11 protein-coding genes, 1 tRNA gene and 1 pseudogene are annotated in these 14,850 nt (G+C 71.6%); 2 read left to right on the forward strand and 11 right to left on the reverse strand.

Going from position 1 to position 14,850, the window contains the following annotated elements; translation table 11 throughout:
- Positions 1–272: 272 nt before the first annotated feature.
- The 3 genes from ACWCRD_RS14530 to ACWCRD_RS14540 all read right to left on the reverse strand — a co-directional run bounded on the left by ACWCRD_RS14530 (position 273) and on the right by ACWCRD_RS14540 (position 2,818).
- Complete coding sequence (locus ACWCRD_RS14530) at positions 273–2,075, reverse strand: DEAD/DEAH box helicase (protein WP_390699805.1); 1,803 nt, start codon at positions 2,073–2,075, stop codon at positions 273–275.
- 177 nt (positions 2,076–2,252) lie between these two features.
- Positions 2,253–2,621, reverse strand: a complete 369-nt coding sequence (locus ACWCRD_RS14535; protein WP_062703422.1) for a type II toxin-antitoxin system death-on-curing family toxin — start codon at positions 2,619–2,621, stop codon at positions 2,253–2,255.
- The gene (locus tag ACWCRD_RS14540; RefSeq protein ID WP_124441851.1) at positions 2,621–2,818 is read right to left on the reverse strand and encodes a hypothetical protein; all 198 of its coding nucleotides are present in this window, start codon (positions 2,816–2,818) and stop codon (positions 2,621–2,623) included. The genes ACWCRD_RS14535 and ACWCRD_RS14540 overlap by 1 nt, the downstream gene beginning before the upstream one ends.
- A gap of 187 nt (positions 2,819–3,005) precedes the next feature.
- Here ACWCRD_RS14540 and ACWCRD_RS14545 point away from each other — a divergent pair.
- Positions 3,006–3,077 (forward strand) — tRNA-Cys (locus ACWCRD_RS14545).
- A gap of 96 nt (positions 3,078–3,173) precedes the next feature.
- Here ACWCRD_RS14545 and ACWCRD_RS14550 read toward each other — a convergent pair.
- From ACWCRD_RS14550 to ACWCRD_RS14585, 8 genes and pseudogenes are all read right to left on the reverse strand, one after another.
- Positions 3,174–4,349: an SUKH-4 family immunity protein gene (locus ACWCRD_RS14550; protein ID WP_450966168.1), complete on the reverse strand. Its 1,176-nt coding sequence runs from the start codon at positions 4,347–4,349 to the stop codon at positions 3,174–3,176.
- 190 nt (positions 4,350–4,539) lie between these two features.
- Positions 4,540–5,067 (reverse strand): annotated as a pseudogene (locus ACWCRD_RS14555) (AAA family ATPase).
- Between the two features lie 40 nt (positions 5,068–5,107).
- A complete protein-coding gene (locus tag ACWCRD_RS14560; RefSeq protein WP_450966169.1) occupies positions 5,108–7,417 on the reverse strand; it encodes a xanthine dehydrogenase family protein molybdopterin-binding subunit in 2,310 nt (769 codons plus the stop codon).
- On the reverse strand, positions 7,414–9,189 hold the full coding sequence (locus tag ACWCRD_RS14565) for a 2Fe-2S iron-sulfur cluster-binding protein (RefSeq protein WP_450966170.1): 1,776 nt from the start codon (positions 9,187–9,189) through the stop codon (positions 7,414–7,416). Before ACWCRD_RS14565 ends, ACWCRD_RS14560 begins: the two co-directional genes overlap by 4 nt.
- Positions 9,186–10,079 carry an FAD binding domain-containing protein gene (locus ACWCRD_RS14570; protein ID WP_115907883.1) on the reverse strand — a complete coding sequence of 298 codons (894 nt, stop codon included), beginning with the start codon at positions 10,077–10,079 and terminating at the stop codon, positions 9,186–9,188. The genes ACWCRD_RS14565 and ACWCRD_RS14570 overlap by 4 nt, the downstream gene beginning before the upstream one ends.
- Positions 10,080–10,324: 245 nt before the next feature.
- Positions 10,325–11,974, reverse strand: a complete 1,650-nt coding sequence (locus ACWCRD_RS14575; protein WP_450966171.1) for a beta-N-acetylhexosaminidase — start codon at positions 11,972–11,974, stop codon at positions 10,325–10,327.
- A gap of 270 nt (positions 11,975–12,244) precedes the next feature.
- A complete protein-coding gene (locus tag ACWCRD_RS14580) occupies positions 12,245–12,526 on the reverse strand; it encodes a DUF3039 domain-containing protein (protein WP_078912757.1) in 282 nt (93 codons plus the stop codon).
- Positions 12,527–12,556: 30 nt separating this feature from the next.
- Positions 12,557–13,129: a YqgE/AlgH family protein gene (locus ACWCRD_RS14585; protein WP_266955832.1), complete on the reverse strand. Its 573-nt coding sequence runs from the start codon at positions 13,127–13,129 to the stop codon at positions 12,557–12,559.
- Positions 13,130–13,381: 252 nt separating this feature from the next.
- On the opposite strand from ACWCRD_RS14585, the gene murA reads away from it, so the two are divergent.
- A complete protein-coding gene (murA, locus tag ACWCRD_RS14590; RefSeq protein ID WP_450966172.1) occupies positions 13,382–14,722 on the forward strand; it encodes a UDP-N-acetylglucosamine 1-carboxyvinyltransferase in 1,341 nt (446 codons plus the stop codon).
- Positions 14,723–14,850 lie beyond the last annotated feature (128 nt).

A 14,850-nucleotide genomic window follows, 5' to 3' on the forward strand; every position in this document is an offset into this window, starting at 1 on the left:
CGGCGACCCCCGCGCGGCGGTGCGTCACCGAGTCCCGTCGGTGACGCGCAACAGAGGCCGCCGATCGGCCGGCGGCCCGGCCGCTGCCGGGCCGCGTCGCTTCACGGCTGCGCTCCGCGGCGGCGCTGCCACGGGGCGTGTGCGTAGCCGGACAGTAGCGAAGGGAGTTCGCTGAGCGGAAGTCTCCGTCCAGAATCCGGTCACATACGGGGAGGGAGTACCTGCGTATGTCCCGATACGTACGGCGTGAAAGGACCGGCGCGCAACGACCGTCACTTCATGCGCGTGGCCCACTCCTGCACCTTGGCGATGCGCTGCCGCAGCTGTCCGGCGGTGGCCTCGGCGCTCGGCGGGCCGCCGCAGGTGCGGCGCAGCTCGGTGTGGATGACGCCGTGGGGCTTGCCGCTCTGGTGGACGTAGGCGCTGACCATGGTGTTGAGCTGCTTGCGCAGCTCCATCATCTCCTTGTGCGAGACGACGGGCCGGCGCTCGGCGGGCAGCTCCAGGAGGTCCGCCTCGGCGTCCGGCTTCTTGCGGCTGTGTGCGATCTGCCGGGCCTGGCGCTTCTGGAGGAGGAGCTGCACCTGATCGGGTTCGAGGAGCCCCGGGATGCCGAGGTAGTCCTGCTCCTCCTCGCTTCCCGGGTGGGCCTGCATGCCGAACTCGGCGCCGTCGTAGAGCACCCGGTCGAAGACGGCGTCGGACTCCAGCGCCTCGAAGGAGAACTCCTCCTGCTCGCCGGTGTCCTCGTCCTGCTCCTTGTTCGCCTCCTCCATCTCCTTCTCGGATTCGGCGTACGGGTCCTCCTCGCCCTCCTTCTTCGGCTTGTCGAGGGCGTGGTCGCGCTCGACCTCCATCTCGTTGGCGAAGGTGAGGAGGTCGGGGACGGTGGGAAGGAATACGGAGGCGGTCTCGCCGCGCCGCCGCGAACGCACGAACCGGCCGACGGCCTGGGCGAAGAAGAGGGGGGTGGAGATGGTGGTGGCGTACACGCCGACCGCGAGGCGGGGCACGTCGACGCCTTCCGACACCATCCTGACGGCGACCATCCAGCGGTCGTTGCTCTCGCTGAACTCGTCGATCCGCTTGGAGGCGCCGGCGTCGTCGGAGAGGACGAGGGTCGCCTTGTTGCCGGTGATCTCGCGGATCAGCTTGGCATAGGCCCGCGCGGAGTCCTGGTCGGAGGCGATCACGAGGGCACCGGCATCCGGGATGGCCTTACGGACCTCGGTCAGCCGCTGGTCGGCGGCGCGCAGCACGCTGGGCATCCACTCGCCGCGCGGATCGAGGGCGGTGCGCCAGGCCTGGCTGATGGCGTCCTTGGTCATGGGCTCGCCGAGCCGGGCGGCGATCTCGTCACCGGCCTTCGTGCGCCAGCGCATGTTGCCGCTGTAGGAGAGGAAGATGACGGGCCGCACGACATGGTCGGCGAGCGCGTTCCCATAGCCGTAGGTGTAGTCGGCGGCGGACCGCCGGATCCCGTCGTTGCCCTCCTCGTACGTCACGAAGGGGATGGGGTTGGTGTCGGAGCGGAACGGCGTACCGGTGAGCGCGAGCCGCCGCGTGGCCGGCTCGAAGGCCTCCAGACAGGCCTCGCCCCAGGACTTGGAGTCACCGGCGTGGTGGATCTCGTCGAGGATGACGAGCGTCTTGCGCTGCTCGACGCGGTTGCGGTGCAGCATGGGCCGCACGCCGACACCGGCGTACGTGACGGCCACGCCCTGGTAGTCCTTGCCGAGCGGGCCCGCGCTGTACTCGGGGTCCAGCTTGATGCCTATGCGCGCCGCCGCTTCCGCCCACTGCTTCTTCAGATGCTCGGTCGGCGCGACCACGGTCACCTGCTGCACGACGTGATGGTGCAGCAGCCAGGAGGCGAGCGTCAGCGCGAAGGTCGTCTTGCCGGCGCCGGGGGTGGCCACGGCGAGGAAGTCGCGGGGCTGCTCCTGGACATACTTCTCCATCGCCCCCTGCTGCCAGGCACGCAGCTTGCTGGCGGTGCCCCAGGGGGCACGGCCGGGGAAGGCGGGAGAGAGGTGGTGGGAGTGCGAGGCAGAGCTGGCGGCGGTGGTAGTCACGGTCTCCGTGTGGGTGGTCGAATCAAAGGGGCCGCGCGAAGCGCGTCAGGTAGGGCGGTGGCGGGAGACGGGCGGGCGGCTCGGCTGGGTATGACAACCGGGCCACCCTACCGGCGCCCCGGTTGGGGCAGCGCGCGGACTGCGCCAGCTCGCCGACGGGTGGGACCGAGGTCACAGTCAGCGAGCGAAGCGGGGCAACTGGGCGGCGATCTTGGGTACGTCCAGGGCGCCTTGGCAGACATCCAGCACGAACCGCTCCGCTTCGTCCACGTCGAAGTCGGCGTCCAACGGGTGCCCGTTCATATGGAGGAAGACCCAGGTCGCGTACCAGGCGATGCGCTTGTTGCCGTCCACGAGGGCATGGTTGCGGGCGAGGGACTCCATCAGCGCGGCGGCCTTCTGCCACACGTCGGGATAGGCGTCCTGCCCGAAGACACTCGACTGCGGACGCGCCAGGGCCGAGTCCAGCAGCCCGTAGTCACGCACCTCGTCCGCCCCGAGCCGCTGTGCGAGATTAAGCAGCTCGGGCAGGGTGAGGTAGTGCATCAGGCGAGCCTCCGGTTCAGCTCGGCGCTCGCCTTCAGTACGTGCTCGGCGGCCTCGTTGAACAGCCGCGAGTGCTCGTTTATGGCTGCGATCACCGCGTCATGCGCAAAGGCCTGCATGCTGCGCCCCTCGGCCGCCGCACGCTCACGCAGGGCGTCGAGCTCTTCGTCCGTAAACCGCAGGTTCAGTCCAGCCATGCTTCGACAGTACTACGTGGTACCACCTGGTGTCACCGGGCGGCATCCATCAGCGAACCCGGCCCGTTCATGAACGCCGTATGGCAGTCCCATTGCAGCCCCCGTGTTTCCCTTGAGCCCCCTCCCGGCCCCGCCGTACGGTCGTTTCACCGAGTTCGGAGCGGAGCCAGGCGCTCCGCATCGACCCGGCCGTGTGCCCGAGTGGCTTAGGGACTCGCCTGCAAAGCGAGGTACGTGGGTTCAATTCCCGCCACGGCCTCTACCTGCCTGACCAGGAAAAACGACAGGGCGGCATCCGCTGAGGGTGTCGCCCTCGGCGTGTTGCGGCCGCCTGCCACGGACTCGCCCTTCGCGGTCACAGGACCCCGCCCGCCTCGTCCTGGAACGCCTCCGTCCAGTAGTGCCGGCCGGGCTCCGTCGTGAGGGTGGCCGGGTCGATGGCCGACAAGGTGTGGATCATCGTCGTGGCCAGTTGGCCGTAGGCGTCGGTCGTCAGCTCGCCTGCCAGGTCCTGGTCGATGGCCCTCTCGCGGTGCAGGAGCCAGAGGGTGAAGGCCAGGGTGGAGACGTCCGTGTTCAGCGGGTACAGGGTGGCCTCGGGCTCGCTCCAGTTGAGGACCGCGCCCGATTCGCCGTCGACCACCAGGCTGTTGTCCTCGATGAGATGGCCGAGCCGTATCAAGTGGGAAGCCCTGTGCGGGAGTCGGGCGGGACCGAAGCCGTCCGGGCCCTGGTAGGCATAGTGCTCGGCCAGGGTCGGCAAGGGGACGTCCGTGTCGAGGTGGAAGAACAGGCCGTCCTCCGGCAGGCCCGTGTCGCGCAGGAAGCGGCGGGTCGGCTCGTGCGTGAGGGTGGAGGGGAAGTCGACGTCCTCGAAGCGCCACACCTTGCCGGGCCCGAACTCCCCGTCCAGGAGGCGGGTGGGGAGGTCGAGAGCGAGTCCGGAGGCTGTTCCCGGACCCGCCACCAGGGACAGGGGGCGGATCAGGGCCGCCATTTTCCAGAACGGCGGCACCTCGCCGTCCGCGCCCTCCTCGAACACCGCCAGCAGATGGCGTGACGCCTCAGCCGCCGCCTTCGGGCCGAAACGGCCGGCGTAGGACGCGAACTGGCCGCGCAGCGCCGCCAGTTCGTCGGCCGCCGTCGCGAACCGCACCAGCGTGCCGAGCGACGGTGCCAGCGGGCGGCTGTCCATCAGGTCGGGACGGTCGTGCAGGAAGTACGTCGTCGCGATCTCCCCCGTCGCGCCGTCCAGCAGCACCGACTCGGTCTCCAGGCCCCGGGGGTCGAGCACCGCCCCTATGACCAGCTGGTCCCGCAGCTCCGCCGCCAGCCGGCCGTCGGGGTCGCCGGTGCAGTCCCCGACCGTCCGCAGGCCCTCCCGGACCAGTTCCTCGAAGGTGAACAGGCCGCTGTCGCCCGGCAGTCCGGGCCCTGTCAGCCAGCGGCGCGTCGCGCCGTGCGTGACGTACGGATCGAGTTGGTCCTCGCTCAGCGTGATCACCGCCGTGGCGGCACTGGTCGTGCTCATTGCTTCCCCCGCATGTGCTTCGTCACATGTGCCCCGGCGCATGTGTCTGCTCACAGTCCCCGCGCAGGGCGCGGCCGGGCATACGCCGTTGCGCCGTACGACTCCGGCGGCCGTTCCCCACTGCTCAGAACACTACGCCCCGCCACTGACAACGCCCCGGACCGCAGGACAGCCCCGGACCACAGGACGCTCAGCGCACCCTCGCCCGTTCCCGCCCCGCGAGGATCGCGTCCACCGTCTCCCCCACCGTCAGCTCCGAGCTGTCCAGCCACAGCCCGAGCCGGGGGGTGTCCGCGCGCAGCGCCCGGTCCAGGTCCTCGACCGTCTACGCGCCGTAACCCGTCTTCGCCCGCCCGGCCTCCCGCGCCGCCACGGCCTCGGGACTGGGAGCCAGTACGACGACGTACAGGGGCCGCGTGCGCACCAGACCGACGTACGACGTCAGGTCCTGGCCCAGCACCACGTCCTGGACCACCGCCGTGAACCCGGCCTCCGCATACGCGTCCGCGGTCGCCGCCGACAGCCGGTACCGCAGCCGGAGCTGCGCCTCTCCCTGGCCGGCGGCCCCGGGGACGTACTCCTCGCGCCCGGACACGATCATGCGGCGGAAGACGTCACCACGCACGTGTGCCGCCCTCGGAAGGCGTTCCGCCAGCGCCTGCGCCACCGTCGACTTGCCGGACGCCATCACTCCCGTGATGACGACGGCGCCCCTCACGCGAAGTGCACGCCGCCCAGCACGAACGCCAGTTGTGCGGTCACCGGTCGGTCACCACGGCGGCCTGCGGTCTTATCGGGAGCCGGTTCACCGGGCGGCCCGTGGCGGCCCGTACGGCGGAGGCGATGGCGGCCGGGGAGGTGACCACCGGCACCGCGCTGACGGCCTTCGCGCCGAAGGGGGCGACCACGTCGCGTTCCTCGACGAGCTTGACGATCCGGATGTCCGGGGCGTCCAGGGCGGTCGGCAGGGCGTAGCCCGTCAGGTCGGGGTGGCGGATCAACCCGCGCGCGGTGCGCAGGTTCTCCGTCAACGCGATGCCCACTCCCTGCGTCACGCCCGCCTCGATACGGGCGGCCAGCTGGGCCGGGTTGAGGACCCGGCCGACGTCCTGGGCGAGCGCCAGCTCCACGACCCGTACCGAACCGAGCTCGATGTCGACGTCGACGACCGCGCGGATCGCGCAGAACGCCATGCCGACGAAGGCATCACCCTGACCGGCCTCGTTCAGCGGCTCCGTGGGATGGGGTCTGCACTGGGCCGTGGCCCACAGTTCCTTGCCGTCCATCGCCTCGGTGACGGTGGTCGACAGGACGCCGTCGTACGAGGTGATCTTGCCGTCGGTGATCTGAAGCAGCTCGGTCGACATGCCGAACTTGTGCGCCAGGGGCTGCAGAAGCTGCGTGCGGACCATCTTGGCCGCGCGCTCCACCGCACCGCCGGACACCCATGTGTGGCGGCCGCGGCAGCCCGCACCGGCGGGCGGCTGGTCGGTGTCGACGGGCGCCACGTGCACCTCGTCGATGCCGAGGGTCTCCTGGACGATCTGGCGGGCCAGCGTGGTGAATCCCTGCCCCGTCTCGACGGCCGCGCAGAGCACGGTCGCGACGCCGTCCTGGACCTTGACCGTCGCCGTGGAGACCTCGTCGGCGCCCTCCGCGCCGAGCATGTGGACCATGCCCAGTCCGTAGCCCACGCCCCGGCGCACCGCGCCCGGTTCACCCGCGCCCTCGGGGCCGCCGGGCAGCAGCCACTCGTCCTCGGGGGTGTCCTTGGGCAGCGGGGGGAGCGGGAAGTCGCGGACGGCCTGCAACAGCTCCGCCACCGGGGCCGGGCAGGTCACCGTCTGGCCCGTCGGGAGTACGTCCCCGGTGGCCATCACGTTGCGCAGGCGCAGTTCCGCCGGATCCATGCCCAGCTTCTTCGCCAGCTTGTCCATCTGGGCCTCGTAGGCGGCGCACACCTGCATCGCGCCCTCGCCGCGCACATGGCCGGAGGGCGGGTTGTTGGTGCGTACGGCCCAGCCCTCGATGAAGGCGTTCGGGACGACATAGGGGCCGCAGGCGAAGCCGACGGCGGCCGCGAGGGCCTCGGAGGACGTGTCGGCGTACGCGCCCCCGTCGAGGAGGATCTGCGCCTCGACCTTCACCAGCCTGCCCTCGGCGTCGGCGTGGTGCCGGTAGCGCAGGAGGGTCGGGTGGCGGTGGGTGTGCCCCAGGAAGGACTCCTCGCGCGTCGCGGTGAGCTTCACCGGGCAGCCGGTCTTCAACGCCAGCAGGCCCAGCGGGAGTTGGAAGCCCTGGTCCTCGCGGTCGGCCGTGGCGCCGGGGACCCCGGTGACGACGATCTTGACGCGTTCGGGTTCGAGGCCGTAGCAGGCGGCGGCGGTGTCGCGGTCCGCGTGCGGGTCGGTGGAGGCGAGGTACAGCTCGACGCCGCCGTCGGGGCGGGGCACGGCGAGGCCGGCCTCGGCGCCGATGGGGGCCGGGTCCTGGCGGCCGATGCGGTACTGGCCCTCGACGACGATCTCGCCGACCGCGTCCGGGTCGCCGTGGCGCAGCGGGATGTGCCGGATCAGGTTGCCGTCGGGGTGCAGCGGCTCGGCCTCGAAGGCCTGCTCGGGGTCGGTCACCGGGTCGAGTGCTTCGTACTCGACGATGACGGCCGCGGCGGCCATCCGCGCGGTGTCCGGGTGGTCGGCTGCGACGGCGGCGATGGGCTCGCCGTGGTGGCGCACGACGTCGGAGGCGAACACGGGCCGGTCGGCGTTGCGGCGGCCGTGGCGGGCGGTGCCCGGCACGTCCTCGTGCGTGACGACGGCCCGCACGCCCGGCATCTCGCGCGCGTGGGACGTGTCGATGGACACAATGCGCGCGTGCGGGTGCGGGGAGCGCAGTACGGCGGCCCACAGCAGGCCCTCGGCCCACAGGTCCGCCGCGTACGGGAACGTGCCCTCGGTCTTGGCACGGGTGTCGGCGGCCGGCAGGGAGGCGCCGAGGCCGTGCGGCAGCTGCTCGGGAGCGGGTGCGGCCTCCGCGGCGGTGGTCGCGGTGGCGGCTTCGTTGCTCACGCCTGGCCTCCGTCCTGTCCGTACGCCTGGTCATGGGGTCCCGACGGCGCGGGGAACCCGGGTGACTCGAACGCCGACGGGTTGACACCGCCGGCTCCGGGACCCGCCTGGTGAGGGATACGTGCCTCGTCGCCGTCCTGTTCGGAAGCGTCGCCTTCGGAGTGCGCCTCGCGTTCGGCGACGACCTCCTGGACGGCCTCCACGACGCCCCGGTAGCCGGAGCAGCGGCACAGGTTGCCGCACAGGGCCTGGCGGGTCTCCAGCTCGGTCGGCGCCGGGTTTCCCTCCAGCAGGTCGTGCACGGTCATCGCCATGCCGGGCACGCAGAAACCGCACTGCACGGCGCCGCACCGGGCGAGGGCGCGCTGCACGTCCGAGGGCTGTCCGTCGACGGCGAGGCCCTCGACGGTACGGACCTCGCTGCCGGCGGCGGTCACGGCGGGCACCAGGCAGGAAGCCACGAGGCGTCCGTCGACCTGGACGTTGCAGGCCCCGCACTCGCCCTGGGAGCAGCCGTCCTTGGCGCCCGCGAGACCGAGCCGCTCGCGCAGCACGTAGAGCAGCGATTCGCCGATCCAGGCGTCGGAGACGGGGCGCTCGACGCCGTTGACGCGCAGGACGTAGGAGGCGAGGGGGTGCTCCTCGCCGGGGGGCGGCGGGGCCTCGTCGGCGGCGTCGGCGTCGGAACCGTCGGCCGCTTCCGGGTCGACCGAAGTGCCCGAACTGTCCGGAGTGTCGGGCGTGTTGGAGGCGGCGGGTTCGGTCGCCGTCCGCGCGGACGGTCCGGCGCCGTCCGGGCGGGCATCCGCCGCGGGCTCCGCGAGGGGCTCCACGGCCCCCTCAGGCGCCTCTGCGGCCTCCTGGGTACTCTCCGCCGCCCCAGCGGCCTCACCGGGCCCGTGCGCGGGCTGTGAGGCGGCCGTGTCGGCAGGCGTCTCCGTGTAGGCGCCGGCGGGCGGAGTCCCGTATTCGTCGGCCTGAGGGCCGGACTGCTCGGGGTGGTGCGCCCGCGCGCTCTCGGACTCGTGCCCGGCCACATCCGGCTCCACCGGCGCGTGCGCGGCGTCGGCGTGCTCGGCAGAACGGCCGTCGGTGTGGGCCGGGGGCCGCTCGTAAGCGTGTCCCGCACCGGCCGCAGGCTCGGCGGCGTGTTCGCGCGCGTGCCCGTCGCCGTCCTCGGGCGCCGTCGGCTCCTCGGTCTGCGGCTGCCCCCAGGACTGTCCCGCGGCCTCCGTCGCCCAGGGGGCGGGGGCACCGCCCGGGAGCGTGGCCGGCGGAGTGCCACCCCACTGCTGGACCAGGGACGATGTGGTGAACTCGCCCGATTCGTCCGGAAGGTCGCCTCCGGCCACGGGGATCGACCACTGCCCGGTCACATCGTGACCGGGCGCGGGGGCGGACTCCTGGGTCGCCGTCTCCCCGAAGTTCCACTGCTGGGTGGCCGCGGGGTTGTACGAGAACCGGTCGCCCGTGGTGTCCTGCGGCACGGCGTTGGGGTCGGGCCACTGGGCGCCGTCGGCGGGCACGGCCCAGTTGCCGGTCGCCGCCGGGTCGGTCCCCGCGCCCGCGCCGGGATCGGCCGTTATCGGCGGCGGCACATAGCCGTGGCCCGGCGCCGCAAGGGGGCTGTCGGCGGAGGCCAGGAGGGCGTCGATGCCGCCTTCGGGGAGTTTCACGAAGGCGGTGGCGCCGTCGTCGTAGTCGCCCTGGGGCAGCGGGTCCCAGCGGCCGCCGCCGTGGGGTGTGCCCTCTCCGTGCTGGTCGTCGGTCACGACAGCGCCCTCCCCAGTGCTCGTCGGGCCAGCGCGGCGACGGTGCGCCGCAGGTGCAGTACGGCGGGCGGAAGCTGTTGGACGGTGCCGTCCGGTTCGGGAACGGGGTCGGGGATGCAGGCCGCCGCGACGTACTCCCCGAAGGCGGTCAGCGCCTCCGGGACGATCGTCCGGCCGTTGTCCCAGTCGATGAGCCGGGCGACCCACTGCTCGGCGTCCAGGGGCCTGAGCGGCATCGGCGCTATGGCACCGACGGCGCACCTGACTCCGCGCCGGGCGGGGTCCAGGACGAGCGCGACGGACGCGACCGCGCGTCCGGGGCCGGTCCGGCCGGTCGCCTTCAGGAACACCTGCGGCGCGTGCAGCAGCGGCACGCGCACGTACCCGATGAGTTCGCCGGCGCGCAGCATGTCGACCGCGGCCAGCAGGTGCGACACCGGGATCTCCCGGCGGGCTCCGCCCGGGCCCGCGATGATCAGTGTCGCTTCCAGGGCGGCCAGCACCGGCAGCGCGTCCCCGGTGGGGGACGCCGTGGCGATGTTGCCGCCCAGGGTGCCCGCGTTGCGGATCTGCGGCGGGCCCGCGGCGCGCGCGGCGGCGGCGAGCGCCGGGATCAGTGCCGCGAAGTCCGGGCGCCCCATGCGCGCGTGCGTGAGCCCGGCGCCGAGCAGGGCGTGTCCGTCCTGGTACTGCCAGCCGCGGATCTCGCTGATCCTGCCGAGACCGACCAGTGCGGCGGGCCTGAGCTGCCCGGAGTTGACGGCTGCCATGAGGTCGGTGCCGCCGGCCACCGGGACGGCGGCGGGCACGGCGGTGAGTGCCGCCACGGCCTCGTCCAGCGTTGTGGGCAGCGTGACGGCCTGCGCCGCCTGCGGTGCGTGCGTGGTCAAAACCGGCTGCCCCTTCCCGCTGCCCCACCTGGTCCCACCTGTGCTGCCGTACGGTACGTGCTGACAGGGCGGACGTGGCAACTCTGGCACATCTTCGCAAGCCCCGAAGACGGGGGTCCGCTAGGAGGCATTCGCCCACTTCACCAGGGAGATGGTCCGTTTTCGCACGGCATCACCGGTGCGCACGAATTGCCACTCTTCGGTGATGCTTACGACGTTTTTGCCTTACCTGTTCGGGGGCTCACTCACCTGTTCGGGGGCGCCCCGTCCAGTGGCCGCCCGAGCACGCCGGGACGTTTCTGCCAGGGCAGTGGCCCGGTCGGCGGCCGGTAGCCCACTCCCAGGGCGTCAAGTCGCCGGTAGTGGACGGCCATCCGCCGCTCGAAGCCGGCGAAGTCCCGTTCCGCCGGGGCGGGAAGCGCACTCCAGGCCACCTCCGAGAAGGCCGAAAGCCGCGGGTACGTCTGGTAGTCCACCCGTGCGGGGTCCTCCATCACCTCGGTCCACACATTGGCCTGCGTGCCGAGCACATGTTCTGCCTGGGCGGATGTCAACTCCGGTGGAACGGGCTCGAACCGGTAGACGTCCTCCAGGGTGCGCACATATCCGATCGGCACCGGCTCGTCCTCGCCCGCCGCCTGGCGGTGGTCCAAGTACACGTACTGCTCGGGGCACATGACCACGTCGTGACCGGCCCGGGCCGCCGCGAGCCCGCCCCCGTACCCGCGCCACGAGGACACGGCCGCGCCCGGCGCGAGCCCGCCCTCCAGGATCTCGTCCCAGCCGATGAGCCTGCGCCCGCGCGCGGTCAGCCACTTGTCGAAGTGACCGATGAACCAGGCCTGCAGCTCGTCCTCGTCCGCGAGCCCGAGTTCCCTGATGCGGGCCTGCGCGGCCGGAGACTGCCGCCACTGGTCCTTGAGGCATTCGTCGCCGCCGACGTGGATGAACTCCGACGGGAACAGTCCGAGGAGTTCCTCGAACACCCCCTCGTAGAAGCGCAGGGTGTTGTCAGTGGGGGCCAGTACGTTGGCAGAGATCCCCCAGTCGTCCCAGACGGAGAGGGCGGTGTCTCCCTTGGAGGATGCAGCGATGACGTCGGTGTTGCCGAGTTCCGGGTATGCGGCGATGGCGGCCTGCGAGTGGCCGGGTACGTCGATTTCGGGGACGACGGTGATATGCCGCTCGGCGGCGTGCGCGACGATCTCGCGGATGTCGTCCTGGGTGTAGAAGCCACCGTGCGGCTTCTCCTCCCACAGCGGTGAGGCCCGGTGGCCGAATCTGGTGCGCGACCGCCAGGAGCCGACCTCGGTCAGCCGTGGGTGCCTCTTGATCTCGATGCGCCAGCCCTGGTCGTCCGTCAAGTGGAAGTGGAAGACGTTGAGTTTGTGCGCGGCCATCAGGTCGAGGTGGCGCAGGACGCCTTCCTTGGGCATGAAGTGCCGGGCGACGTCGAGCATGAGACCGCGCCAGCGGAAGCGTGGGGAGTCCTCGACCGTGAGGTGCGGCACGGCCCAGGTGCGGTCGCGGTCGAGCGGGGCCCTGCGGTAGGCGTCGGGGCCGAGGAGCTGCCGCAGCGTCTGGGCACCCCAGAAGACACCGGCCGCGCCGCCGCCCTCGATGAGGACGCCGCTGCGGTCGCTGACGAGGCGGTACTCCTCGGGACCGAGCCCTGGGCCGAGCCGGAGCGCGATGCCGTCGCCGTGTGCGTCGTCGGGTTCCCGCCCCTCCGGCAGGGGCAGCCCGGTGGCCTGCCAGAGGACGGTGCGCAGCCAGCGGCCGACGCCCTCCGTCGCCGTACCGGCGTAGAGCCGGGAACCGGCCGTCAGCCGCACCTCGCCGGCACCGGTGACGAGGCTGCGGGGCGTCGGAATCAGTTCCGTCTCTGAAGTCACGTCAGTCCTTTACCGCTCTGCCCGGCCCGGAGACCGGCCGTCGCTGTACGAGTACGAAGAACACCGGCACCGGAGTCGTCATCGGCGCGGAAGCGGAATCGCGGCCCGTCGCGGAAGCGGAAGGCCGCTGCCCGCATCGTCCACGCCCCGGTCCGGGCCGCCGGCGCCTCTGCACGCGACCGAGGCCCCGCAGACGCGCCGAAACGCGCCCCGGGGCCTCGCCGAGCTCGAGCCGGAGGCGGGATCACCTGCCTCGGGCCGAAGGCAGGACTACTTGTCGCCGTCCTTGCCCTTGTCGCCGCCGGCGCCCATGGACTCGTAGATCTCCTTGCACATGGGACACACGGGGTACTTCTTCGGGTCGCGGCCGGGCACCCAGACCTTGCCGCACAGCGCCACGACGGGCGTCCCGTCGAGGGCGCTCGCCATGATCTTGTCCTTCTGGACGTAGTGGGCGAAGCGCTCGTGGTCGCCGTCGCCGTGCGACACCTGTGGCGTCGGCTCTACGAGGGTCCCCGTACCAGTCCCGCGCTCGGGCTCAAGAGTGCTCATAAGTGCCAAGGGTACTGAAGGTCACACGGATCAGTTGAGCGACGGGTCGTCCGGATACGTGGCCACCATCGCCAGCTCGTTGCGCTGGCGGCGCAGCACCTCGCGCCAGAGTCTCTCCGGGGACGGCGAGGAGACGTCGCCGGGCTCGGACTCGACCACGTACCAGGCGCCCTCCACCAGCTCGTCCTCCAGCTGGCCGGGGCCCCAGCCGGCGTATCCGGCGAAGATCCTCAGGGAGCCGAGGGCCGAGGCGAGCAGCTCGGGCGGTGCCTCCAGGTCGACCAGACCGATCGCGCCGTGCACTCTGCGCCAGCCCAGCGGCGCCCCGTCGACGGTCGCGCCGCCCGGGATGACGGCGACCCCCAGGGCCGAGTCGAGGGACACCGGGCCGCCCTGGAAGACGACGCCGGGTTCACCCGCGAGATCCGCCCAGCCCTCCAGGATGTCGCCGACGTCCACCGGGGTGGGCCGGTTGAGGACGACACCGAGGGAGCCCTCCTCGTCGTGGTCGAGAAGGAGCACCACCGCACGGTCGAAGTTCGGGTCCGCCAGGGCGGGCGTTGCCACGAGCAACCGCCCTGTGAGCGAGGACACCTCGGTCATGGCAGACATGATCCCGCATCTTGCCTCCGCGTGGGGAGGCAATGGCGGTTACCGGGTGAATGCAGCTCAGGGAGGAATGAAGCACCCTGGGCGCACGGGAGGGCCGGTGACCCCATGTGCCCACCAGGGAACGGTTCGTGTTGTGACACAGCTATGACGTAGCCGGGCCGCCCTTGGGCTTACAGAAGGGGGGTGGGCGGCGATTACCCTTTCCCTTCTGGCCCCTGCCCCACTCATCGGAACGCGAGATACATGACCGTCAACGACGATGTCCTGCTTGTCCACGGCGGAACCCCGCTGGAGGGCGAGATCCGTGTCCGCGGTGCGAAGAACCTCGTACCGAAGGCAATGGTCGCCGCCCTGCTGGGCAGTGAACCGAGTCGACTGCGCAATGTTCCGGACATCCGGGACGTTCGTGTCGTACGCGGACTGCTGCAGCTGCACGGCGTGACGGTCCGTCCGGGTGAGGAGCCGGGCGAGCTGGTGATGGACCCGTCGCACGTGGAGAGTGCGAATGTCGCGGACATCGACGCGCACGCGGGTTCCAGCCGTATCCCGATCCTGTTCTGCGGTCCGCTGCTGCACCGCCTCGGGCACGCGTTCATCCCGGGTCTCGGCGGCTGCGACATCGGCGGCCGGCCGATCGACTTCCACTTCGAGGTGCTGCGGCAGTTCGGCGCGCGCATCGAGAAGCGGGCGGACGGACAGTACCTGGAGGCGCCGCAGCGGCTGCGCGGCACGAAGATCCGGCTGCCGTACCCGTCCGTGGGCGCGACCGAGCAGGTGCTGCTGACGGCCGTCCTCGCGGAGGGTGTCACGGAGCTCTCGAACGCGGCCGTGGAGCCGGAGATCGAGGACCTGATCTGCGTCCTGCAGAAGATGGGCGCCATCATCGCGATGGACACCGACCGCACCATCCGCATCACGGGTGTGGACCGGCTCGGCGGCTACAACCACCGCGCGCTCCCGGACCGCCTGGAGGCCGCCTCCTGGGCGTCCGCCGCGCTGGCGACCGAGGGCGACATCTATGTCCGCGGCGCCCAGCAGCGCTCGATGATGACGTTCCTGAACACCTACCGGAAGGTGGGCGGGGCCTTCGAGATCGACGACGAGGGCATCCGTTTCTGGCACCCCGGCGGCCAGTTGAAGTCCATCGCGCTGGAAACGGACGTGCACCCGGGCTTCCAGACGGACTGGCAGCAGCCGCTCGTGGTCGCCCTCACGCAGGCCACGGGCCTGTCGATCATCCACGAGACGGTCTACGAGTCCCGTCTCGGCTTCACCTCCGCCCTGAACCAGATGGGCGCTCACATCCAGCTGTACCGCGAGTGCCTGGGCAGCTCCGACTGCCGCTTCGGCCAGCGCAACTTCCTGCACTCGGCCGTCGTCTCGGGCCCGACGAAACTCCAGGGCGCCGACCTGGTCATCCCGGACCTCCGCGGCGGCTTCTCGTACCTCATCGCCGCCCTGGCGGCCCAGGGCACGTCCCGCGTCCACGGCATCGACCTCATCAACCGTGGCTACGAGAACTTCATGGAGAAGCTCGTGGAGCTGGGCGCCAAGGTCGAGCTGCCGGGCAAGGCGCTCGGGTAAACGGCAGCCGTACGAACGCTGATGGGGCGGTCACCCAAGTCCGGGTGACCGCCCCATCGGCGTTTGTGCTGAGCGCCCCCGAGAGGGGCGCGGGGCTGCATCTACATGCGGCTACCGCCGCGCGGGCG

It is taken from the genome of Streptomyces sp. NPDC002092, assembly GCF_053593775.1.

Coding starts and splice junctions, on each gene's coding strand:
- ACWCRD_RS14585 (WP_266955832.1), bottom strand. CDS start 13,129: ATGACCGAGGTGTCCTCGCTCACAGGGCGGTTGCTCGTGGCAACGCCC.
- ACWCRD_RS14540 (WP_124441851.1), bottom strand. CDS start 2,818: ATGGCTGGACTGAACCTGCGGTTTACGGACGAAGAGCTCGACGCCCTG.
- ACWCRD_RS14535 (WP_062703422.1), bottom strand. CDS start 2,621: ATGCACTACCTCACCCTGCCCGAGCTGCTTAATCTCGCACAGCGGCTC.
- ACWCRD_RS14550 (WP_450966168.1), bottom strand. CDS start 4,349: ATGAGCACGACCAGTGCCGCCACGGCGGTGATCACGCTGAGCGAGGAC.
- murA (WP_450966172.1), top strand. CDS start 13,382: ATGACCGTCAACGACGATGTCCTGCTTGTCCACGGCGGAACCCCGCTG.
- ACWCRD_RS14580 (WP_078912757.1), bottom strand. CDS start 12,526: ATGAGCACTCTTGAGCCCGAGCGCGGGACTGGTACGGGGACCCTCGTA.